Origin of the sequence: Novacetimonas hansenii (genome assembly GCF_014843995.1) — a bacterium.
Lineage (GTDB): Bacteria > Pseudomonadota > Alphaproteobacteria > Acetobacterales > Acetobacteraceae > Novacetimonas > Novacetimonas hansenii.
In genome coordinates this window covers 1,765,610-1,786,662 of record NZ_CP062147.1, presented here as the reverse complement: position 1 = coordinate 1,786,662, position 21,053 = coordinate 1,765,610, and the positions used below count along the sequence as shown (strand labels likewise).

Sequence of the window (21,053 nt, the reverse complement as noted above, 5' to 3'; positions counted from 1 at the left end):
GGCCGCCGGGAAACATTCTCTGTCCTGTCTTTGACCCTAGCATGAATCGCATCGGTATCACCAATATCTAAAGCATATTCCGGTGGCCGGATTCCACAGCATTTTTCACGTTCAAACATTTTTGTGACAAAGCAAGGGATCGCAAAGACATCTGCCCCCACCAGAACCCACCTGCCCCTGCGCCGTTTCCATGGCATCAGGCGTCACGTGCGCGCATCCCGCGCCATCTCGGCCATGGGCATGTGCTTGGCATGTGCCTGACGCATGCCAAGCAAGCATTTATAAGAAGCAGGGAATATACCTGACATGAACCCGACGACCCTACCACCCGCCCCCCATAAGGTACGTGGGCGCGGACGCCCCCCCAAGGACATTTCCGAACAGCAGGACATCCGCCATCAACTCATACAGGCGGGAATCATCGCACTGACGGAAAAGGGATTCGGTGCCAGTGGCCTTGACGATATCCTGCGCGGGGCAGGTGTCGCCAAGGGATCATTTTACCACTACTTTGAAAACAAGGAAGATTTTGGGATCGCGGTCATCAGGGGATATGCCTGTTATTTCGATGCGAAACTCGCCCGGTGGCTGGATGATGACACCTATCCCCCAGTGCAGCGTCTGCGCCATTTCGTGGAGGACGCAAAAACGGGAATCATACGTTTCGACTACACACGTGGCTGCCTGATCGGCAATCTGGGGCAGGAACTGGCTATCCTGCCAACTTCGTTCCATCAGGAACTGCGCGCCGTGCTGGCGGGATGGGAATGCCGGGTCGCCACATGCCTGACGGCAGCATTTGATACACCTTCTCCTGCCTGTGGCCATATCTGCCAGCGCTGGGCCGAATTTTTCTGGATCGGGTGGGAAGGGGCAATCCTGCGCGCCCGTCTTGAACGCTCGGTCAGGCCGATGAGCCTGTTTTCGGAAATCTTCCTCGAAATGGTGGAGGCCGGATGTGACCTGAAGGGCTAGGGCAGATCCTGTTTGAATGCGTGCATTCAAACAGGTGAAGATGCGCGTAAAAACAATAAGCTGGAGCAGTTTTACCGAACCGGTTTCCGGTGGAAATGCTCTGGGTCCGGATTTTCACCCCGTCTTATTTTACCCTGCCTTCATGATCCGCTGCGCATCGGTGCGTGAGAAGAGTTCAAGCAATATGGCAATCGCCGCGTCGCGCCTGTGCACCGCTGGTGCGGTGCCGTCCACCACGCGTTGTGCATCCTGCGCCGCGGCGCGTAATAACTGCTCCACATGCACACCGGCTGCCATACGGAAATCCGGCAGCCCCGACTGACGGTGCCCCGCAAGATCGCCGCCACCACGGATTCGAAAATCTTCATCCGCGATGACAAACCCGTCTTCCGTATCACGCAACAACGCCAGACGCCGCCGCGCGGTCTGCCCCAACTGACCATCATGCAGCAGCAGGCAGAAGGAGTCTGCCTGTCCACGCCCCACCCGACCACGAAGCTGATGCAGCTGCGCCAGACCAAAACGTTCGGCATGCTCGATCATCATGACCGTGGCTGACGGGATATCCACCCCGACCTCGATTACCGTGGTGGCCACCAGGATACGTGTCCGCCCCTCGGCAAAGGCGCTGATCGCTTCTTCGCGCACGGCGATATCCTGCTGCCCGTGGGCCAGACCTACAAGATCGCCGAAATACTCCTTCAGCATCGCATGACGCGCCTCCGCTGCGGCGATGTCGAGTGCCTCGCTTTCGGATACCAGAGGGCAGACCCAGAAAACCTGCGCCCCACGCGCCAGCGCCCGGCGGACGGCCGCCACCAGTTCCGGCATGGCCGATAGGGCATGCAGCGAGGTGCGTATGGGCTTGCGTCCCGCCGGTTTCACATCCAGGCGGCTGACCTGCATATCCCCCCACTGCGTCAGCAGCAGGGTACGGGGAATGGGCGTGGCGGTCATGACCAGCACATCGGTCCGATCGCCCTTTTCACCAAGCATCATACGCTGCGCCACGCCAAAGCGATGCTGTTCATCAATGACGACCAATGCGAGATCAGCGAATTCGACCTTATCCTGAAACAGCGCATGCGTCCCGATGACAAGGGGAGCCGCCCCGGTGCGAATGGCCTCCAGCGCCTGCTTGCGCGCACGCCCCTTGACGGAGCCACTCAGGAACGCCACGGGAACGGGGGAAAGCTTCTGGAAGGTCGCCAGATGCTGGCGCGCAAGGATTTCGGTGGGTGCCATCATCGCCGCCTGATGTCCGGCCTCCACGGCGCAGAGCATCGACAGCAGCGCCACCAGCGTCTTGCCCGCCCCGACATCGCCTTGCAGCAGTCGCGTCATGCGATGGGGGGCACGCAGGTCGCGGCCTATTTCCTCCAGCACACGGATCTGTGCCGTGGTGGGTTCATGACCAAATCGCGACAGGGCCACCGTACGCAACGCACCTGTGCCAATGATGGACCGGCCAGGCCGGTCGCGGTTATCGATCCGCGCGCGCGCCATCGCGATCTGCATCGCCAGTAATTCGTCATAAGACAGGCGCGCGCGCGCGCGTTCGCTGGCGGCGGCATAACGTTCCCCTTCCATCAGGTCGGGGAAATCCGACGGGCGGTGCATGATGCGCAAAGCCTGCTCAAACGTCGGCCATTTGCGTTTGCGCACCATTTCGGGGTCCAGCCATTCAGGCAGATCCGGAAAACGGGCAAAAGCCCCCTGCAGGGCGGTGCGCAACTGACGGGGAAAGAGGCCACCGGTCAACGGCCATACGGGATCAAGCAGGGGAATCGTATTCTCCTGTTCCCCCATTACCAGGTAATCGGGATGCGGCATGCTCAGCCGATCACCGAACCGCTCCAGCATGCCTGATACGCATATCTGCATATCCACCCGCAACCGCTGTGCCTGATAGGGGGAAAAGAAGACCAGTTCGGCCTGACCCGTCCCGTCACCAACCACAATCCGCCATGGCTTGCGGCCCCGGCTGTTTTCGGGGGCGATGATCCGCACCACCCGTGCATGGAACGTACATACGCGCCCCGCCTCCGCCACAGCAAGCTGAGGGCGGTAACGCCGGTCCACCAGACCATCAGGCAGATGAAACAGCAGGTCGATCACGCGATCCCCCCGCGCCGCACGCGCGATCAGGCGTTCGACCGATGGGCCAATACCCGGCAACGTCCCCACACTGGCGAACAGGGGGGCCAGAAGCATGACGTCCGGGGAGGAGGGGGCAGGGGGGCAGGGTGACACGCGGCTGTTCATCCGGCAGGTTGGCATGCAGGTCGTCCGGGCTGACATACGGCCCGGGGACGGCTATAGGACAAATGCGTTACAGAACAAAACGCAACCATAACGGGGTGGAACGCAATGCAAACCAATAATCCTGATCTGTCACGCCTTGATGCACGTCGGCGGCGTATCTATTACCGCGCGATGCATCGCGGCACACATGAAACAGATGTGCTGATCGGGGGATTTGTCGCCCCACGCCTTGAAGGCATGAGCGAAGCGGAACTTGACGCGCTGGAGGAAGTGATGGACCTGCCTGATGCCGACCTTGCCGACTGGCTGAGCGGACGACGCCCCATTCCGGCGGAAGTGGACACCCCCATGATGCGCGCCATCCTTGCCGATGCCAACGACCCCGAACGCCTGGCCGCGATCCGAGGCCCCAAATGAACGAGATCCGCGCCGCGCGACAGACATCCGGCCTGACCCATATCTGGGGCGTGCCGGAAGGGTATGACGCGTTTCTCCTCGCCCGTCGCCTGTCCGAACATGATGGCCCCCTGCTGCATGTGGCGCGCGATGACGCGGAAATGGCGCGGATTGGCGAACAGCTTGCCTTTATTGCACCCGATGCGGAAATCCTGCGTTTTCCGGCATGGGACTGCTTGCCTTATGACCGGGTTTCCCCCAATCCCGCCATCGTTGCCGAACGTGTCGCGACCCTGACCTGCCTGCTGGAAAAACCGACACGCCCACGCATCGTGCTGACGACGGTCAATGGCCTGATCCAGCGCGTCGCCCCACGCCGCGCATTCGCGGGGCAATCGCTCAACATCGCAACGGGCGAGGCACTGGACCAGGAATTCCTGATCGAACTTCTGGTCGCAAACGGCTACAATCGTACTGATACGGTGATGGAACCGGGTGAATTTGCGACACGCGGCGGGATTTTTGATATTTTCCCGGCCGGTGAGGCCGAACCCGTACGCCTTGACCTGTTCGGGGACGAGGTGGAAAATATTCGCGGCTTTGACCCCGCGACCCAACGCTCCACAACACAAAAAAACGCGCTGGTCATGAGGCCCGTGGCGGATTTCAGCCTCGATCCCGACAGCATCTCGCGCTTTCGCACCGGCTGGCGCGATCTGTTTGGCCCTGCGGCAGCCGAAGACCCGATGTACCAGCATGTCTCTGACGGGCGGCGGCATGCAGGCATGGAACACTGGTTGGCGCTGTTCCATGAACATATGGAAACCCTTGTCGACTATCTGCCCGGGGTGTCGATTTCACTGGCGCAGCAGGCGGAAGAGGCCTTTGCCGCGCGTCTGGAAATGATCACCGATCATTTCGAAGCCCGCCGCCAGCCCCCCCGCGAAGGGGAAGTGCCTTACCGCGCACTTCCGTCCCACCTGATGTATCTTGACCGCAAGGGATGGGACGCCATGCTGTCGGGACACCCGGCAATGGTATTCATGCCCTTTGCACAGCCCGATGGTGCGCCAGGCATTGATGCAGGTGGCAGGCCGGGACAGATGTTCGCGCGGACCGCAACCGACGGCATGCGCGAAAATGTCTTTCCGATGCTGGCTGCGCGCATGAATGAATGGGCACAGACGGGACGGCGCACCTTTGTCACCGCCTGGAGCCGTGGCTCTGCCGAACGGCTGGGTGTACTTTTGCGCGAATATCATCTGCCGGTGCAGTCATTCGCGACATGGCGCGACGCGTCACGCATGAAGGCCGGCACGGTTGGATTGCTGACACTGGGGCTGGAACACGGTTTCGTGGCCGAAGACATGGCGTTCGTGTCCGAGCAGGACCTTCTGGGCGAACGGATTTCGCGCCCACCGCGCCGCCGCAAGAAAGCCGACCAGTTCATTGCCGAAGCGTCTGAAATCGCGGAAGGCGACCTTGTCGTGCATCAGGATTACGGCATCGGCCGCTATGACGGGCTGGAGACGATTGGCGTGGGCAGTGCGCCGCATGACTGTCTGCGCCTGATCTACGACGGAAATGAAAAGCTGTTCCTGCCGGTCGAGAATATCGAACTGCTCAGCCGTTTTGGCTCGGAACAGACGGGGGTTGCGCTCGACAAGCTTGGCGGTGTGTCGTGGCAGTCGCGCAAGGCAAAGATGAAGCAGCGCATCCGCGACATGGCGGGTGAACTGATCCGTACGGCCGCGGCACGCGCCCTGCGCGAAGCCCCGGCGCTGACCCCGGCCGAAGGGCTGTGGGACGAATTCTGCGCCCGCTTCCCCTTTGTGGAGACCGAGGATCAGTCCCGCGCCATTGCCGACGTGCTTGATGACATGGCGTCGGGCCGCCCGATGGACCGGCTGGTATGTGGCGATGTCGGGTTTGGCAAGACGGAAGTGGCATTGCGCGCGGCCTTTGTCGCCGCGATGTCGGGCGGGCAGGTCGCGGTTGTCGTGCCCACCACATTGCTGGCGCGACAGCATTACCGCACGTTCGCCGCCCGTTTTGCCGACCTGCCGATCAAGGTGGCGCAACTGTCGCGCATGGTCACGGGCAAGGACGCCACCGCAGTGCGCAAGGGGCTGGAGGATGGCACGGTCAATATTGTCATCGGCACGCATGCGCTGCTGGCCAAGACGGTGAAATTTGCGGATCTTGGCCTGCTGATCGTGGATGAAGAACAGCATTTCGGCGTTGCGCACAAGGAAAAGCTCAAGGCCCTGCGTGAAGATGTCCATGTCCTGACGCTCTCGGCCACCCCGCTGCCGCGCACCTTACAACTTGCGTTGACCGGTGTGCGGGAAATGAGCCTGATCGCTACCCCACCAACCGACCGCCTGGCGGTGCGCACCTTCATCATGCCATTCGACAGCGTCGTCATTCGCGAGGCCATCCAGCGTGAGCGGTTCCGTGGGGGGCAGGTGTTCTGTGTCGTACCCCGTATCGAGGATCTGGACCGCATGGCAACACGGTTACATGAAATCGTGCCCGATGCGCGGATGGTACAGGCACATGGCCGCCTGACCCCGACCGAACTGGAACGGGTCATGACCGAATTCAGCGATGGCAAATACGATATCCTGCTGTCCACCAATATCGTCGAAAGCGGTCTGGACATGCCTGCGGTCAACACGCTGATCATCCATCGTGCGGACATGTTCGGGCTGGGGCAACTATATCAATTGCGTGGGCGCGTCGGACGCGGCAAACAGCGGGGATATGCGTACCTGACATGGCCGCAGACACACATCCTGTCCGCTGCCGCGCAAAAGCGGCTGGAGGTCATGCAGACACTCGACACGTTGGGGGCGGGCTTTACGCTGGCATCGCATGACCTTGACCTGCGCGGCGCGGGAAACCTGCTTGGCGATGAGCAGTCGGGACATATCCGCGAGGTCGGGATCGAGCTTTACCAACAGATGCTCGAAGATGCTGTGGCGGACCTCCGCCATGAAAAAGGCCGTCGCAAGACAGAGGATCGCGACTGGACCCCCAACATCATCCTGGGCCTGCCCGTACTGATACCCGACACCTACGTGCCCGACCTGCCAGTACGTCTTGGGCTGTATCGCCGGATCTCGGCCCTTGCCAACGATGCGGAGATCGAGGCGATGCAGGCAGAGCTGATTGACCGGTTCGGCACCCTGCCCGATGAGGTACGCAACCTGCTTGATGTCGTCGCACTCAAGCGGATGTGCCGCATGGCAGGTGTGGAACGGCTGGAGGCCGGGCCGAAAGGCATGGTGATCCAGTTCCGCAATAACAGCTTCGTCAACCCGGCAGGACTGGTCACATGGATCGCACAGCAAAAGGACGCAAAAGTGCGCCTGCGCCCTGATCACAAGCTGGCGGTTATCAGGGAAATGACGAATGTGCAGCGTATCGCACAGGCCCGCAGGGTGCTTGGTGCGCTGAATGCGCTGGCGGATGCCGCCCCGGCCTGAAGAAGGCCGGACGGCTGCCATTGCTCAACAACATACACCCATCAGACAGGACAAAATTTTCAGCAAATCCTTCGTCCAAACACGCCGGGGGAATCGTCACCTTATTAAAGGACGAAGGTAACATCCGGATACTTTGTGCCTGATCTGGAGCATTTTCACCGAAAACCGGTTCGGTGAAAATGCTCCGGTTTATGGTTTTTACGAGCATCTTCACCTGTTTGAAGGCACGCATTCAAACAGGATCTGATCTAGGTGGCACCCATCGGGCAGGTTGTGCAGGCCGTCATATCCCACCCGTGGCGATCAGGTTATCCCCCTGATCGCACACATATTCAGTGGATGGGCAGGGGGATATGGTTGACCGTCAGGACACCTGCATCCCAGTTGACGTCCCATGACGTGCCAGTCGCGGAACGATGCCCGAACAGCTTGGCCAGCACCAACGCGGCGCTGGCTTTTGTCTGTCCGCTCTCACGCAGGGTCGCGATGATATCATCAAGGTGCTGCACCGCAATATGACCTTCCCCGGCAGAGGCATCGGTATTGCCCGTCAGGGTTGCCTTGCCGTTGCCTGAAATCTGCATCGTGTCACGTACAGCCTTGATGGAGGTTAACTCCACCGGCACAGCGACACTTTCGCTCGGGTGTCCGACGATGGCTGCGGCAAGCGGCACGATCGAGGATGCCGGCATGGAAGCCGAGGCGAAGGCCTGCTGGGGCATGGTTGCCTCCAGCAGGTGGTTCTTGCTGCCATCAATGTTCACCCCCTGCGTCTCCAGCGTCATGACGGCAGGGGCATCGGGCGTGCGCCCGCCGGTCAGACGCAGATGGGCACGGCGAAAGGACAGGTGGGTCGCACCGGTGGACATGACCCCGTTATCCCATACCAGGTCATAACTCTTGCCCGACTGCACCCCGTCAAGGACAGGGGCGACAACCTGCAGGAAATAGGAATTCGGGCAATGGTCGGAATGATGCCCCGTCAGGGTCGCCACCATCACCAGGGATGCCGCATCCTCCAGATCATGCAATTCGGATGCATCCATCCCGCTGCCACTTGCGGTGATATCGCCAGCGCGCAGTTCCTGATGGGCATTTTCCCCAGACAGGCGCAGGTCATACCCGCGGGAGACGATGCTGTCGGCCCCATGTGCCTGACTGCTGGTGGCGGTAGACACCGCACAGCCATCCGGCAGGGATGTCGCCCACGCGCCACCGGCAGCAGGGAAGGCGATCACCGGCGCGCATGCGCCAAGGAGAAGCGATAAAAGAAGTTTCTTCATTGTGATGCGTAGACTGGCTTGGATACGTTAATTATGCAATCGGTGGCCGCACGTACAAAGCCAGATATCCCCCTGCAATCAGAAGTTTCAAACCCCATGTTCCGCAAGATCGACACGTTCCTGCTTTGCCTGGTTGCCACGATCCTTATCGCAACCTTTTTTCCCTGCACAGGCAACGAAACAAAATTTTTCCAGATACTGGCCATTATCGTCATCGGGATCATGTTCTTCTTTCAGGGGGCGCGACTGTCGCGACGCGCCATTCTCGACGGTATGACGAACTGGCGCATCCATCTTGCGATCCTTGGTTGCACTTTCGCGGTCTTTCCCCTGCTGGGGGTGGGGTTCCACCGCGCATTCCCCTCATTCCTTGATGCGGATACGTGGACGGGGCTTCTGTTCCTGTGCTGCCTGCCTTCGACAGTACAATCGTCCATCGCCTTTACCTCCATCGGGCAGGGGAACGTGGCGGCGGCGATCTGTTCGGCCACCATGTCCAACATCCTGGGCATTTTCATCACCCCAGTGCTGACCGGGCTGGTCATGCACCAGTCGGCATCCTCTCCAGGGGGGATCACGTCCATCATGCTGCAACTCCTGCTTCCCTTCATGCTGGGGCAGATGGCGCAGCCATGGATCGGGGGATGGGTCCATCGTTACAAGAAGCTGATTTCCATCACGGACCGGACCTCAATCCTGATTGTCGTCTACACCGCCTTCAGCGAAGCTGTGGTGCAGGGGCTGTGGCACCGTGTGCCCGCCGCACAGATCGGGCGCATCATGGTGGCGGACAGCCTGATGCTGTTCACTGTGCTGGTGTTGACTACCATCGGGAGCCGCCTGCTCGGGTTCAGCCGCCGTGACGAGGTGGCGATCGTGTTCTGTGGTTCGAAAAAAACACTGGCTTCGGGGGTGCCCATGGCCAATGTCCTGTTTGCTGGCCCCGTTGTGGGCATCATTGTCCTGCCCCTGATGATCTATCACCAGATCCAGCTTTTCGTCTGCGCGACCCTTGCCCGACACTATGCCCGTCGTGCCGCAGGCCATGACCCATCGAAACAGCCGCAACCCCGGGCAGGACAAAGGATCGAAGAGTAGGTATTTTTGCCACTCGCCGTTGCGACGCAGGAAGGCTATGACACATGCGGTTTCATGGCGCGTGCCTGATCCGATTTATTGTTGCGCAAGAGGGTGGACGAACGAATCATGAGTGGACTGGACCCTGACAACTGGGACGCGCTGCGTCAGCTTGGTCACCGGATGCTGGACGACATGATCGATCGCCTCAGCCATCTGCGTGAACAACCGGTGTGGCAACCCATGCCCACCGACCTGCGTCAGGAACTGCGTACGGGCCTGCCAGATGTCCCGTCCTCGCCCGAAGATCTGTATGCACGCTTCCAGGAACTGGTCGTCCCATATTCGACCGGCAATGTGCACCCGGGTTTCATGGGGTGGGTCCATGGTGGCGGCACCGCGATCGGGATGCTGTCGGAACTGCTTGCCGGGGGGCTGAATGCGAATTGTGGTGGTCGCGATCATGCCCCGATTGAGGTGGAGCGCGAGGTCATTCGCTGGGCCGCGCAGATCTGCGGCTTTCCCACCGACTGTTCCGGCCTGCTGGTGACGGGTTCGTCCATGGCCAACATGATCGCGGTCATCACCGCCAGCCGCGCCGTGCCTGACGGCCTGGCAATGCGCAAAGCCGGGGTGGGCACGCGGAAACTGACGGGATATGCCGCCGCCAGCGCACATGGCTGCATTTCACGGGCATTCGACCTGACAGGGCTGGGGTCTGACGCCCTGCGGATCATCCCGGTGGATCACAATAATCGCATGATCCTGTCAGCACTGGAAGATGCCATCGCGCGTGACCGCGACGCCGGATACGAACCGTTCATGGTGATCGGCACCGCCGGAACGGTGGATACCGGTTCCATCGACGATCTGGACATGCTGGCTGATATCACGGCGCGTGAAAAACTGTGGTTTCATGTCGATGGGGCATTCGGGGCACTGGCGGCCCTGTCTGCGGATCTGCGCCCGATGCTGCGCGGGATGGAACGCGCGGACAGCATCGCGTTCGATTTCCATAAATGGGCACAGGTCCAGTACGATGCGGGCTGCATCCTGGTCCGCGATCCTACATTGCAGGCCGCGGCCTTCGCACAATCACGCAGCTACCTCGCGCGTGAGGACAGGGGGCTTGCGACGAATGGCCCATGGTTCTGCGACCTTGGCCCAGACCTGTCACGCGGTTTCCGGGCGCTGAAGGTCTGGATGACGCTGGGTACCTACGGCGCAGAGCGGATGGGCGAAATGGTGGCGGGATGCTGCGCCATCGCCCGCCACCTTGCCCGCCGGGTGGAAGAAAACCCGCGTACGGAACTGCTGGCTCCAGTCACGCTGAATATCGTATGTTTCCGTGTTCTTGCCCCGGTGGACGACCTTGACCACTTCAACGGGGAAATCGTCAAGGACCTGCATGAAAGCGGCGTCGCAGCCCCATCCACCACCCTAATCCAGGGGCGCAAGGCCGTACGCGCGGCAATCGTCAACCACCGCACGGTGGAAGCGGATGTGGACCGGATGCTGGATAAGCTGCTTGAACTCGCAGATGCGCGGCTTGCCCTCGAACAGCAGGACTGACTAACGGCAAAGGCCCGCGGGTTCCGTCTTTGTCAGAATGACGGAACCCGTTGACGCACTGTTTTCAAAAAATGACACGACAGGGGATGGCGTCAGCGCCGTCCCCGTGCCTTTTCCTTGGTAAAGAGTTCGGAAAGTTTCTGCATCATCGTGCCACCGAGTTCTTCGGCATCGGTAATAGTGACGGCACGGCGATAGTACCGTGTCACGTCATGCCCGATACCAATCGCAAGCAGTTCGATGGCGCTGCGTGTCTCGATCTGCGCGATGACTTCGCGCAAGTGCGTCTCCAGATAGGAACCCGGGTTAACCGACAGGGTGCTGTCATCCACCGGCGCACCATCGGAAATTACCATCAGGATCTTGCGGCTTTCAGCACGGGCACGTAACCGACGCTGTGCCCACAGCAGTGCTTCGCCGTCGATATTTTCCTTCAGCAGCCCTTCGCGCAACATCAGGCCAAGATTCCTGCGCGCGCGCCGCCACGGCATGTCCGCAGCCTTGTACACTATATGCCGCAGGTCATTCAGCCGTCCCGGATTCGTGGGTTTTCCGTCTGTCACCCACTGTTCGCGACTGCGGCCACCTTTCCACGCACGGGTGGTAAAGCCAAGAACCTCCACCTTGACCGCACACCGCTCAAGCGTGCGGGCCAGGATGTCACCACACATCGCCGCAACTGAAATGGGGCGGCCACGCATCGACCCCGAATTATCAATCAGCAGGGTTACAACGGTATCGCGGAAATCTGTATCGCGTTCATGCTTGTACGACAGAGAAAGCATGGGATTGACCACAACACGCGACAGGCGGCCTGCATCGAGGATACCTTCCTCAAGGTCGAATTCCCACGCCCGTGTCTGCTGCGCCATCAGGCGGCGTTGCAGGCGGTTCGCCAGCTTCGAAACCACGCCCTGCATGCTCAACAACTGCTGGTCGAGGGTCTGGCGCAGACGGAACAGCTCTTCCGCATCACAGAGATCTTCCGCCCCGACTTCCTCGTCATAGGCAGTGGTATAGGCATGATAGCCCGGAATCCTGTCCTGATCCGGTTCGTCCCCTTCATCAGAAGGGCCGCCGGCTTCCTCCGAACCGGACGCGGCGCCGTTCTGCTCGCCGTTATCCTGCTCGTCCTCTCCCATGCCGGTGCCCTGCGACATCTGCATCTGAAGCCCGGGTGCTTCTTCTTCCGCCGGACTGTCCTGCTCCTGCGGGTTCGGCTCCTCCGGTGCGTCAGAGGCATCGCTTTCATCTGACTGGGCAGTGGCGCTTCCGTCCTCATCTTCTGCCTGGGGGTCGATTTCCTGTTCGATCAAGTCGCATGCCACCAGCAATTGCCGGGCGGCACGGGCAAAATCGACCTGACTGTCCTGCCGTGCGACCATTGCATCAAGCGCCTGCAACACCGCCGCGGGCAGTTCATCCTGCCAGCGCTGCATGGTCATTTGCATGGATGCGGGCACAGGCTGGCCCGTCATACGCGCCCGCGCCAGCAGGCCGAACGCCATCGCAGACGGCATCTCGCGCCCGCCACCGGCATCATCAAACCCGGCCTCCGCACATTCCTGCGCCAGACGGGCCTGCAGGTTGGCCGCCATGCCGGACATGTATCGGGCGCCGACACTTTCAACACGCGCCTGTTCCAGCGCGTCATAGATTTCCCGCGCCTCGCCCGCATCTGGCTGTGCTGCGGCATGGACGGCCTCATTATGATGTCGCACACGCAATGCCGCCGCGTCTGCCGCCCCACGCAGGCGCGTCATATCGGCATCGGACATACCCACCGCCGGCTGCGGCAGGCGCACCTGGGCACCAACCACCGATACGCCAGGGGCGACAGGGCCGTTCAGGAACATCACCTCCGTCGCGGCATTACCGCCCACGGCACGAACGGCCCCGACCGTCGCGCGCTTGAAACGCTCGGCGCGCGCGGTCCGCTGGGCCGGGCGTTCATCCGGGCGAGGGGATGGGGTCTTTTCACGCATGCCGTATGCCTGCCTGCTCTATGATCGTTTCAAGCCGCCTTACCGCCCGTGGGGCGGCATGGGGTCGGCATTGAAACAACGCTGGTAATATTCGGCCACGGTCGGTCGTTCCGCCTCGTCGCACTTGTTCAGGAACGTCACACGGAACGCGAATGCCAGATCATTGAAAATACGATAATTCTCGGCCCAACTGATAACCGTGCGCGGCGACATGACGGTGGAGATATCCCCCGCGATGAACCCCGAACGCGTCAGGTCCGCCAGGGCAACCATCGTTTCAATCCGTTTGGCGTCCTGCGGATCTTTCTTCGGGTCGATCCCCATCTTTGCCATGACGATTGTGCTTTCCTGCGCATGGGGCAGGTAATTCAGCGTCGTGACAATGTTCCAGCGATCCATCTGTCCCTGGTTGATCTGCTGCGTGCCATGATACAGGCCCGTCGTATCGCCAAGGCCAACCGTATTGGCCGTGGCAAACAGGCGAAAGGCCGGATTGGGGCGGATAACACGGTTCTGGTCCAGCAGCGTCAGGTGGCCTTCGACCTCCAGCACGCGCTGGATAACGAACATGACATCCGGGCGTCCTGCATCATATTCATCAAAAACCAGCGCGCAGGGATGCTGAAGCCCCCATGGCAGCAGTCCTTCGCGGAATTCGGTAATCTGCTTGCCGTCCTTCAGGACGATCGCATCCTTGCCGATCAGGTCGATACGCGAAATATGGCTGTCGAGGTTAATGCGCACACTTGGCCAGTTCAGGCGCGCGGCCACCTGCTCGATATGCGAGGATTTGCCCGTACCGTGATAGCCCTGGACCATCACGCGGCGGTTGTACGCAAACCCCGCAAGGATGGCCAGCGTGGTGTCATGGTCGAACTGATAGGTCGGGTCGATCTGGGGCACATGGTCGGTGCGTAGTGAAAATGCGGGCACTTCCATATCGCTGTCGATACCGAAAACCTCTCGCGCCGACACTTTGCGGTCGGGCACAGAAATGGCGGAAATGGGGGGCAGGGGGTCACCCTGCGCGTTGACATTTCCGGGCGTGAGCTCTTCGAGTGCATTCATTGATATTGTGTCCGTCATATTCTGGTGCCCCCGCCATCATACGCCGCGATCCGGCACAACAGGTAAAGTCATGCGTGGCAGTATAAGAAGGGGACGGGCGATCAGCCATCACTTAAAACCTAGGCCGAACGGGCGAGATCACTGTCCGGCATCGCAACAAGATGGGCACGTATCGCCGTATAGGCAACATTGATTCCCTTCAGCCGCTCTTCCGCCGCGCGATCCCCACCATTTGCGTCGGGATGATGCTGTCGGGCGAGCGCCTTGTAACGTGTCTTGAGTTCCTCCATGGACAAGGGCCAGCCAAGATCAAGCACGCTAAGCGGATATTTCAGCGCATCCGGGGCGGTATGGCGCGGATCACGTTCCTGCGCGCGGCGGGCACGGGCGCGCGAACCGCCCTTCAGCAGGTCCAGCGGATCAAGGATTTCTTCCTCGTCAAAGGTGCGTGCACCATTGGCCTGCCCCAACCGCCATGATGGCCTGTTCCACGAAACGTCAGCACGGATATGCGCCTCGATCTGGCCGGGGGACATGCCTTTGTAATAATCCCAGCGCGCATTGTATTCGCGCACATGTTCCAGACAGAACCAGAAATACTGGTTCAGCGCATCGCGCGAACGTGGCGCGCGATAGCCAGCAGCCTCGGTGCATCCGGCCATGTCGCAGCAACGCTCCGGCGCATCCGGGTCGGGGTCAAAGGCCCTGGGACGTGTGTTCCTTCTCTTCATCATTGTCGTTATGTGCGTCCGTTCATGCTTCGTGCAAGAGCGAAGATGTGCGATGTGTTGGCCTATGGAGCAGAGGAAGCAGACAATGACAGACCGCACTGCGGGACGTGCCGCCCGAATCGAGACATGCCTTCGTGAACGCCTGGCCCCGGTGGAACTGCATGTCCACGATGACAGCGCGCGCCATGCCCACCATGTGGGGATGCGTGACAATGGCGTGCAGGCCGGGGAAAGTCATTATAATGTCCTGGTCATCAGCGATGCCTTCGCCAATATGGGCCGGGTGCAGCGGTCGCGCCTTGTTCATGACCTGCTTGCCGCGGAATTCGCAGGGGGGATGCATGCATTGTCCCTGACATTGCGCACACCGGCGGAACATGAACGGATGGTGACGCAATGAAACCTGCATTCCCATTCCATGTGCGCCGCCTGATGGCTGGCGGCCTGCTGATGCTGCTGGGCGCATGCCAGGCCGTACCGGACAGCGCGACCCTGAGCCAGAAGGACGAGATCACGCGTGTCGAGCATTACCTTAACGACACGCACGGGCTTGGCGCGCATTTTGTCCAGACATGGCCCGACGGGGGCAAGGGCGATGGCAAGCTGTATTATGATCCGGGCAGGCTGCGCCTGGATTACACCACACCTGCCGCGATGAAGCTGACGGCGGCGAACGGACATCTGGTGTTCATCGACCCGCGCCGCGATTCCGTGACACGCATGTCGCTTGGCCACCAGCCTCTTGGCCTGCTGCTGCAACAGCCCGTACATCTTGACGGGGCGATTGTCGTCACCGCCGTCCAGCACGGTACCAACAGTCTCCAGATATCCATGGCGCGTTCCGACAGCCCATCCCAGGGGCTGCTGACACTCGGTTTTTCGGATATCGCGGGTAAACTGAGCCTGATCGCCATCGAAATGACGGATGTCGAACGCCAGCATATCCGCCTTGACCTTGATGGCGCACATACAGGTCCTGCATGGCCTGACGATCTGTTTTCCCTCAACACCTCGAAGTAAGGGAAACAAGCCCCCCGCCTGCAAAAGGCGTCCTACCCCCCTTTGGTAATGCATGAAAATGCGAAAGATGGGGCAGGCGGGACAGGCTGCCCATTTACACCTGGAGGCACTCTCCCTCCACCGGCACGCTCCCGAAACACTCCTCCCAGCCTTCACACAGCGCGCGATCCAGCTCGTCCATGGTGATGTCCAGACCCAGTCGACGCAGACTGGTCACACCATATTCGCGGATTCCGCATGGGACGATCCCTTCGAAGTCCGACAGGACGGGATCAACATTGATCGCGACTCCGTGCCAACTGACCCAGCGCGAGACTCGCACCCCGATGGCCGCGATCTTCTCCTCCTGCCCACTGTTCGGGTCCACCACCCAGACACCTACACGCCCCTCGCGCCGTTCACCGGTCACGCCAAAACGGTACAGGGTCCGAATCAGCCATTCCTCCAGCGCGTGGACATAGGCACGGACATCGCGCGCAGGCACCGGGCCGTGCGGCTGCGTCAGGTCCAGCATGACATAGCATACACGCTGCCCCGGCCCGTGATAGGTCCACTGCCCGCCACGTCCCGCAGGCCATGTGGGATAGCCCGCCGGATTGAACAGATCCTCCGCCCGGGCCGACGTCCCCGCCGTATAGGTGGGGGGATGTTCCAACAGCCAGACCCGTTCCCCCATCTCCCCGGCCCGGATTGCACGGGCGTCGTGCTCCATCCGGGCCAGAGCATCGGGGTAGGGAACCTGTATGGATGCCTTTTCCCATAAAATCTTGTTTTCAGTCATTGCCCGTTCGTCTTCCATCGGTTATACGGCCTGCATTGCTTCGCTATCGCTTACCCGATACCGAAGATAATGTATGCGGCCATGGCGGAATGGTAGACGCGCAAGCTTGAGGTGCTTGTGGGGGAAACCCCGTGGAAGTTCGAGTCTTCTTGGCCGCACCATACATTTTTCCAGACATACCGAACGGTTTTCGACAGGGCGGTGGTGGTTTATCCACCACCTGTTGAATCGTGCCATTTGAATGGCAATTGCGGACGGCATCGCCACAAAATCGGCACAATCATACATCTTTATAACGCCTGTCCTTCGGACCAGCCGATCAACATGTCGGCACATCATGCCAGCATAGCAATTATGGCATATCAGGTCCGGTCAGATCCGGAAAACCGTGCTGAATGCATGACAAAGCATGTCAGTTCCCCCTGTGGATGCATTCCAGACTAAAATAGTTGATTTAGGTCATGTTGTTGCGCGACACTGCGCCCTAAAGATGCAGTCGACGCGACGTTCCCGTGGTCCAGATATTGCCGATTGTCCTGGAATTCAGGAGGGCAGGAAAAGGGAAGTCCGAGGTTATTTGTAAAATAAGGTGAATTTTGTGATCAAGCCCCTGAAAAAAGCTGTCCTTCCTGTTGCAGGAATGGGAACCCGTTTCTTGCCCGCAACGAAATCGGTTCCCAAGGAGATGCTGCCGGTTGTTGACAGGCCGCTGATCCAGTACGCGATTGACGAAGCCCGCGAAGCCGGGATCGAGGAATTCTGCCTGGTGTCCAGCCGTGGCAAGGATTCGCTGATTGATTATTTTGACATTGCATTTGAACTCGAAGCCACGCTGACGGCACGCAAGAAAACATCGGCGCTGAAGGCTCTCGAACCGACCCGCGTCACGCCGGGTTCGATGATTTCCGTCCGCCAGCAGGAACCGCTTGGCCTGGGCCATGCCATCTGGTGCGCCCGCAGCTTCATCGGCAACGACCCCTTCGCCATCCTGCTGCCCGATGACGTTGTGCAGAGCAAGACCTCCTGCCTGAAGCAGATGGTCGAGGTCTATAACCGCACTGGTGGCAACGTTCTGGCGGTGACTGAGGTTCCGCGTGAAAAGACCGATCAGTACGGTGTGCTTGATGTCGGTAAGGACGATGGCAAGCTTGTTGAGGTCAAGGGCCTGGTCGAGAAGCCCAAGCCCGAAGATGCACCGTCCAACCTGTCGGTGATCGGCCGCTATATCCTGACGGCCGACGTGCTGCCGCATCTTGCCAAGCTTGAAAAGGGCGCCGGCGGTGAAGTGCAGTTGACCGACGCGATGGCCAAGATGATCGGCCACGTGCCGTTCCATGGCTTCCGTTACGAAGGGCGCCGCTTTGACTGTGGCAACAAGATCGGCTTCCTCGAAGCGCAGATCGCCTTCTCGCTGGAGCGTGAAGACCTGGCGGGTGAGGTGCGTGAGTTCCTCAAGACCTATCAGGCAAAATAAGGCCGGTGTCCTTTCGCCATCGCTTCGACCCGACAAGCCTGCGTGAATATGATATCCGCGGGATTGTCGGGAAGACCCTGACGGCACAGGATGCCTATGCCATCGGTCGTGCCTTTGGCAGCATAATCGCCCGCAGGGGCGGTACGAATGTTGTGATCGGTTATGACGGTCGCCTTTCCTCACCAGCACTTGAATCCGCGCTGGTGAGGGGGGCCATGGCGTCCGGCATGGCTGTAACCCGTGTGGGATGCGGCCCCACACCGCTTCTTTATTTCGCATCGGTGACACTTGGGGCCGATGGCGCGGTTATGGTGACAGGCAGCCATAATCCGCCGGACCATAATGGTTTCAAGATGATGCTGGATAGCAGGCCATTCTTTGGCAGGCAGATCCGCGATCTTGGCAACCTCTGCGCCACCGGCGATATGGTGCCTGAAACGACCGGAAACGTCCGTGACATGGACCTGACCGATGCGTATGTCCAACGTCTGCTTGATGATTGGGATGGCGGGGCACGCGCGCTGCATGTGGTGTGGGATAATGGGCACAGTGCCGCAGGCAGGGTGCTGGCGCGCCTCGTCCAGGGATTGCCAGGGCGGCATACCATCCTGAACGGCGAAATTGACGGGCATTTTCCCGTTCATCATCCTGACCCAACCATCCCGGAAAACCTTGAACACCTGATCGGCACCGTGCGGGCAGAGCATGCCGATATCGGCATTGCCTTTGATGGAGATGCTGATCGTATCGGGGTTGTTGACAATACCGGACGCATCATATGGGCGGACCAGCTTCTGGTCATACTGGCGCGTGACATACTATGTCATCATGCGGGCGCAACAGTCATTGCGGACGTCAAGGCAAGTCAGGTTCTGTTTGACGCGGTGAAAGGGGCAGGGGGCAATCCAGTGATGTGGGGGGCTGGTCACTCCCTGATAAAATCCAAGATGGCGGAAACCGGCGCCCTTCTGGCGGGGGAAATGTCAGGGCACATCTTCTTTGCCGATAAATGGTACGGTTTTGACGATGCGCTATATGCGGCCGTCCGGCTGTTGGGTATCGTCGCGCGTCTGCCAGGCCCACTGTCGGATATATGGCAGGCACTGCCGGTTATGATCAATACACCCGAATTGCGCTTTGCATGTTCTGACACACGCAAATTCGCTGTCATCCAAGATGTGGCCGAGCGCCTGCGCGCAGCAGGGGCGACGGTCTCCCTGATTGACGGGGTCCGTGTCAGCACTCCTGATGGATGGTGGCTGCTGCGTGCCTCCAACACACAGGCCATGCTGGTGGCACGGGCAGAAAGCATGACCGAAGCAGGACTGGCACGATTAAAGGCCGAATTGACAACGCAACTGCAGCAGTCAGGGATCAAAGCGCCCGACTTTTCCGCCCATGATCCCCATCATGGGTGCAATGGGTGAAAAGTCATTTAACGTACTGAAAACAAAATATTTTTTGTATATATCTGTTTCCAGTCACAGACGGTGGGTTTTGAAACAGGAGATTATTTCCAAACCATTCCTTCACTGACCATACGTGGATGACCCGGAATGATCGCTGGCCGTTTTTCATTGAACCTGACGCCAACAGGTTTAAAAGGCCCAAATCAGTCCTATATGATATCAGGCATTACTCCCGGGTTTATGGCTTCATGACGGCATCACTGCCCTTTCACTCATTTTTGATCCCTGGCCAGCATGTGGCCCATCCAGAACATCCCGAATGGGGGATGGGACAGGTGCAATCCGCCACGGGACGACGGGTTGTGGTAATGTTCCCCCATGCGGGGAAGGTTGCCATCGATGCAATGGTCATACAGTTGACGGTGGTGGACTGATTGGAACGCCTGATGACGCGCCCATTCCTTGATTCCTTTGGCCGGGCGGTGACGTATCTGCGGGTATCGGTCACGGATCGCTGCGACATGCGATGCCTGTATTGCATGGCCGAGGACATGACGTTCCTCCCCAAACCCGAAATCCTGTCTTATGAAGAACTTGAACGGATCTGTGCCGCGTTCATTCATAATGGGGTGCGGCGCATCCGTATCACGGGCGGCGAACCACTTGTCCGGCGCGATGTCATGTCATTCTTTTCCGCCATGGGGGAATGGCTGCGTCGCCCTGAGGATGAACCCCGCCTGGACGAACTGACACTCACGACCAATGGTTCCCGCCTGGGTGAATTCGCAATTCCCCTTCATGCGGCAGGGGTAAGACGCGTGAATATCAGCATGGATTCCCTTGACCCCACGCGCTTTGCGACCATCACCCGACGGGGAAACCTGCGCAAAACGCTCGACGGCGTCCGGGCGGCAAAGGAAGCGGGCCTGAAAATCCGTATCAATGCCGTCGCCATGGCCGGCCTGAATGATGACGAATTCGACGATATGATCGCATGGTGCGGCCAGATCGGCGCGGACCTTTGCCTGATCGAGACCATGCCCATGGGCGAGACAGGGGACGACCGACAAAATCGCTATATCCCACTGGACCGGGTACGGGCGGACCTTGCCCTTCGATGGACGCTGGAACCCCTGACCCATCGCACTGGCGGGCCTGCGCGCTATATGCGTGTGGCCGAAACAGGGCAGAAAATCGCCTTCATTACCCCGATGAGCCATAATTTCTGCGAAAGCTGCAATCGGGTGCGCCTGTCATGCACGGGACAGTTGTACTCATGCCTTGGCCACGAAGGCGCAAGCGACCTGCGTGGGCCACTGCGTGCCGGAATGGATGACGCCGGTATCCTGCGCCTGGTCCAGTCCGCCATAGGACGCAAGCCCAAGGGGCATGATTTCATGCTGGACCGGGCCGCCGACGACCCTGCCCGCATTTCGCGCCATATGAGTGTTACCGGCGGATAACCCCCGGAATTACAGGAATTCCCACCAGATTTCCCCTGCAATAACATGGCAGGCCATATGCCC

Annotated in this window: 17 protein-coding genes and 1 tRNA gene; 12 read left to right on the top strand and 6 right to left on the bottom strand. The window is 59.9% G+C overall.

The features are described from left to right. Positions 1-306 precede the first annotated feature (306 nt). Positions 307-975, top strand: a complete 669-nt coding sequence (gene acuR / locus IFJ82_RS07925) for an acrylate utilization transcriptional regulator AcuR (protein WP_062808870.1) — start codon at positions 307-309, stop codon at positions 973-975. Positions 976-1,104: 129 nt separating this feature from the next. On the opposite strand, the gene recG is transcribed toward acuR, so the two are convergent. Further along, entirely contained in the window at positions 1,105-3,240 is a 2,136-nt protein-coding gene (recG, locus tag IFJ82_RS07920) for an ATP-dependent DNA helicase RecG (protein WP_192266400.1), read from the bottom strand. Positions 3,241-3,345: 105 nt separating this feature from the next. Between recG and IFJ82_RS07915 the strand changes: the two genes are divergently transcribed. Both IFJ82_RS07915 and mfd read left to right on the top strand, forming a co-directional pair. Beyond that, on the top strand, positions 3,346-3,657 hold the full coding sequence (locus IFJ82_RS07915) for an FAD assembly factor SdhE (RefSeq protein ID WP_003620044.1): 312 nt from the start codon (positions 3,346-3,348) through the stop codon (positions 3,655-3,657). Continuing rightward, the gene (gene mfd, locus IFJ82_RS07910) at positions 3,654-7,127 is read left to right on the top strand and encodes a transcription-repair coupling factor (protein WP_192263645.1); all 3,474 of its coding nucleotides are present in this window, start codon (positions 3,654-3,656) and stop codon (positions 7,125-7,127) included. The genes IFJ82_RS07915 and mfd overlap by 4 nt, the downstream gene beginning before the upstream one ends. Positions 7,128-7,459: 332 nt before the next feature. On the opposite strand, the gene IFJ82_RS07905 is transcribed toward mfd, so the two are convergent. Then, positions 7,460-8,410, bottom strand: coding sequence for a hypothetical protein (locus tag IFJ82_RS07905; protein ID WP_003620050.1), 951 nt, complete (start codon positions 8,408-8,410; stop codon positions 7,460-7,462). 96 nt (positions 8,411-8,506) lie between these two features. Between IFJ82_RS07905 and IFJ82_RS07900 the strand changes: the two genes are divergently transcribed. Together IFJ82_RS07900 and IFJ82_RS07895 are read left to right on the top strand one after the other, a co-directional pair. Beyond that, positions 8,507-9,508, top strand: coding sequence for a bile acid:sodium symporter family protein (locus tag IFJ82_RS07900; protein WP_192263642.1), 1,002 nt, complete (start codon positions 8,507-8,509; stop codon positions 9,506-9,508). Positions 9,509-9,616: 108 nt separating this feature from the next. Beyond that, entirely contained in the window at positions 9,617-11,059 is a 1,443-nt protein-coding gene (locus IFJ82_RS07895) for a pyridoxal phosphate-dependent decarboxylase family protein (protein WP_192263639.1), read from the top strand. Positions 11,060-11,151: 92 nt separating this feature from the next. On the opposite strand, the gene cobT is transcribed toward IFJ82_RS07895, so the two are convergent. The 3 genes from cobT to IFJ82_RS07880 form a co-directional block, all read right to left on the bottom strand. Continuing rightward, positions 11,152-13,044, bottom strand: coding sequence for a cobaltochelatase subunit CobT (cobT, locus tag IFJ82_RS07890; protein WP_192263636.1), 1,893 nt, complete (start codon positions 13,042-13,044; stop codon positions 11,152-11,154). A gap of 39 nt (positions 13,045-13,083) precedes the next feature. Beyond that, entirely contained in the window at positions 13,084-14,112 is a 1,029-nt protein-coding gene (cobS, locus tag IFJ82_RS07885; protein ID WP_003620059.1) for a cobaltochelatase subunit CobS, read from the bottom strand. Positions 14,113-14,231: 119 nt separating this feature from the next. After that, a complete protein-coding gene (locus IFJ82_RS07880; RefSeq protein ID WP_003620061.1) occupies positions 14,232-14,846 on the bottom strand; it encodes a J domain-containing protein in 615 nt (204 codons plus the stop codon). 82 nt (positions 14,847-14,928) lie between these two features. On the opposite strand from IFJ82_RS07880, the gene IFJ82_RS07875 reads away from it, so the two are divergent. Beyond that, the gene (locus IFJ82_RS07875; RefSeq protein ID WP_003620063.1) at positions 14,929-15,243 is read left to right on the top strand and encodes a BolA family protein; all 315 of its coding nucleotides are present in this window, start codon (positions 14,929-14,931) and stop codon (positions 15,241-15,243) included. Continuing rightward, complete coding sequence (locus IFJ82_RS07870) at positions 15,240-15,863, top strand: LolA family protein (protein WP_003620065.1); 624 nt, start codon at positions 15,240-15,242, stop codon at positions 15,861-15,863. The genes IFJ82_RS07875 and IFJ82_RS07870 overlap by 4 nt, the downstream gene beginning before the upstream one ends. A gap of 94 nt (positions 15,864-15,957) precedes the next feature. On the opposite strand, the gene lipB is transcribed toward IFJ82_RS07870, so the two are convergent. Then, on the bottom strand, positions 15,958-16,662 hold the full coding sequence (gene lipB, locus IFJ82_RS07865; protein ID WP_075596160.1) for a lipoyl(octanoyl) transferase LipB: 705 nt from the start codon (positions 16,660-16,662) through the stop codon (positions 15,958-15,960). A gap of 57 nt (positions 16,663-16,719) precedes the next feature. Here lipB and IFJ82_RS07860 point away from each other — a divergent pair. The 5 genes from IFJ82_RS07860 to moaA all read left to right on the top strand — a co-directional run bounded on the left by IFJ82_RS07860 (position 16,720) and on the right by moaA (position 20,990). Further along, positions 16,720-16,805 (top strand) — tRNA-Leu (locus IFJ82_RS07860). A gap of 479 nt (positions 16,806-17,284) precedes the next feature. After that, a complete protein-coding gene (locus IFJ82_RS07855; RefSeq protein ID WP_231105623.1) occupies positions 17,285-18,118 on the top strand; it encodes a UTP--glucose-1-phosphate uridylyltransferase in 834 nt (277 codons plus the stop codon). Between the two features lie 5 nt (positions 18,119-18,123). Then, positions 18,124-19,545, top strand: coding sequence for a phosphoglucomutase/phosphomannomutase PgmG (gene pgmG, locus IFJ82_RS07850; RefSeq protein WP_192263618.1), 1,422 nt, complete (start codon positions 18,124-18,126; stop codon positions 19,543-19,545). A 230-nt stretch (positions 19,546-19,775) separates the two neighbouring features. Continuing rightward, positions 19,776-19,961, top strand: coding sequence for a DUF3553 domain-containing protein (locus tag IFJ82_RS07845; RefSeq protein WP_040511959.1), 186 nt, complete (start codon positions 19,776-19,778; stop codon positions 19,959-19,961). Positions 19,962-19,973: 12 nt separating this feature from the next. Beyond that, positions 19,974-20,990 carry a GTP 3',8-cyclase MoaA gene (gene moaA / locus IFJ82_RS07840; RefSeq protein ID WP_192263615.1) on the top strand — a complete coding sequence of 339 codons (1,017 nt, stop codon included), beginning with the start codon at positions 19,974-19,976 and terminating at the stop codon, positions 20,988-20,990. Positions 20,991-21,053: the final 63 nt, after the last annotated feature.

Excerpts from the sequence above, each read along its gene's own strand:
- acuR (WP_062808870.1), top strand. The coding sequence starts at position 307 with ATGAACCCGACGACCCTACCACCCGCCCCCCATAAGGTACGTGGGCGC.
- recG (WP_192266400.1), bottom strand. The coding sequence starts at position 3,240 with ATGAACAGCCGCGTGTCACCCTGCCCCCCTGCCCCCTCCTCCCCGGAC.
- IFJ82_RS07915 (WP_003620044.1), top strand. The coding sequence starts at position 3,346 with ATGCAAACCAATAATCCTGATCTGTCACGCCTTGATGCACGTCGGCGG.
- mfd (WP_192263645.1), top strand. The coding sequence starts at position 3,654 with ATGAACGAGATCCGCGCCGCGCGACAGACATCCGGCCTGACCCATATC.
- IFJ82_RS07905 (WP_003620050.1), bottom strand. The coding sequence starts at position 8,410 with ATGAAGAAACTTCTTTTATCGCTTCTCCTTGGCGCATGCGCGCCGGTG.
- IFJ82_RS07900 (WP_192263642.1), top strand. The coding sequence starts at position 8,507 with ATGTTCCGCAAGATCGACACGTTCCTGCTTTGCCTGGTTGCCACGATC.
- IFJ82_RS07895 (WP_192263639.1), top strand. The coding sequence starts at position 9,617 with ATGAGTGGACTGGACCCTGACAACTGGGACGCGCTGCGTCAGCTTGGT.
- cobT (WP_192263636.1), bottom strand. The coding sequence starts at position 13,044 with ATGCGTGAAAAGACCCCATCCCCTCGCCCGGATGAACGCCCGGCCCAG.
- cobS (WP_003620059.1), bottom strand. The coding sequence starts at position 14,112 with ATGAATGCACTCGAAGAGCTCACGCCCGGAAATGTCAACGCGCAGGGT.
- IFJ82_RS07880 (WP_003620061.1), bottom strand. The coding sequence starts at position 14,846 with ATGATGAAGAGAAGGAACACACGTCCCAGGGCCTTTGACCCCGACCCG.
- IFJ82_RS07875 (WP_003620063.1), top strand. The coding sequence starts at position 14,929 with ATGACAGACCGCACTGCGGGACGTGCCGCCCGAATCGAGACATGCCTT.
- IFJ82_RS07870 (WP_003620065.1), top strand. The coding sequence starts at position 15,240 with ATGAAACCTGCATTCCCATTCCATGTGCGCCGCCTGATGGCTGGCGGC.
- lipB (WP_075596160.1), bottom strand. The coding sequence starts at position 16,662 with ATGGAAGACGAACGGGCAATGACTGAAAACAAGATTTTATGGGAAAAG.
- IFJ82_RS07855 (WP_231105623.1), top strand. The coding sequence starts at position 17,285 with ATGGGAACCCGTTTCTTGCCCGCAACGAAATCGGTTCCCAAGGAGATG.
- IFJ82_RS07845 (WP_040511959.1), top strand. The coding sequence starts at position 19,776 with ATGACGGCATCACTGCCCTTTCACTCATTTTTGATCCCTGGCCAGCAT.
- moaA (WP_192263615.1), top strand. The coding sequence starts at position 19,974 with ATGACGCGCCCATTCCTTGATTCCTTTGGCCGGGCGGTGACGTATCTG.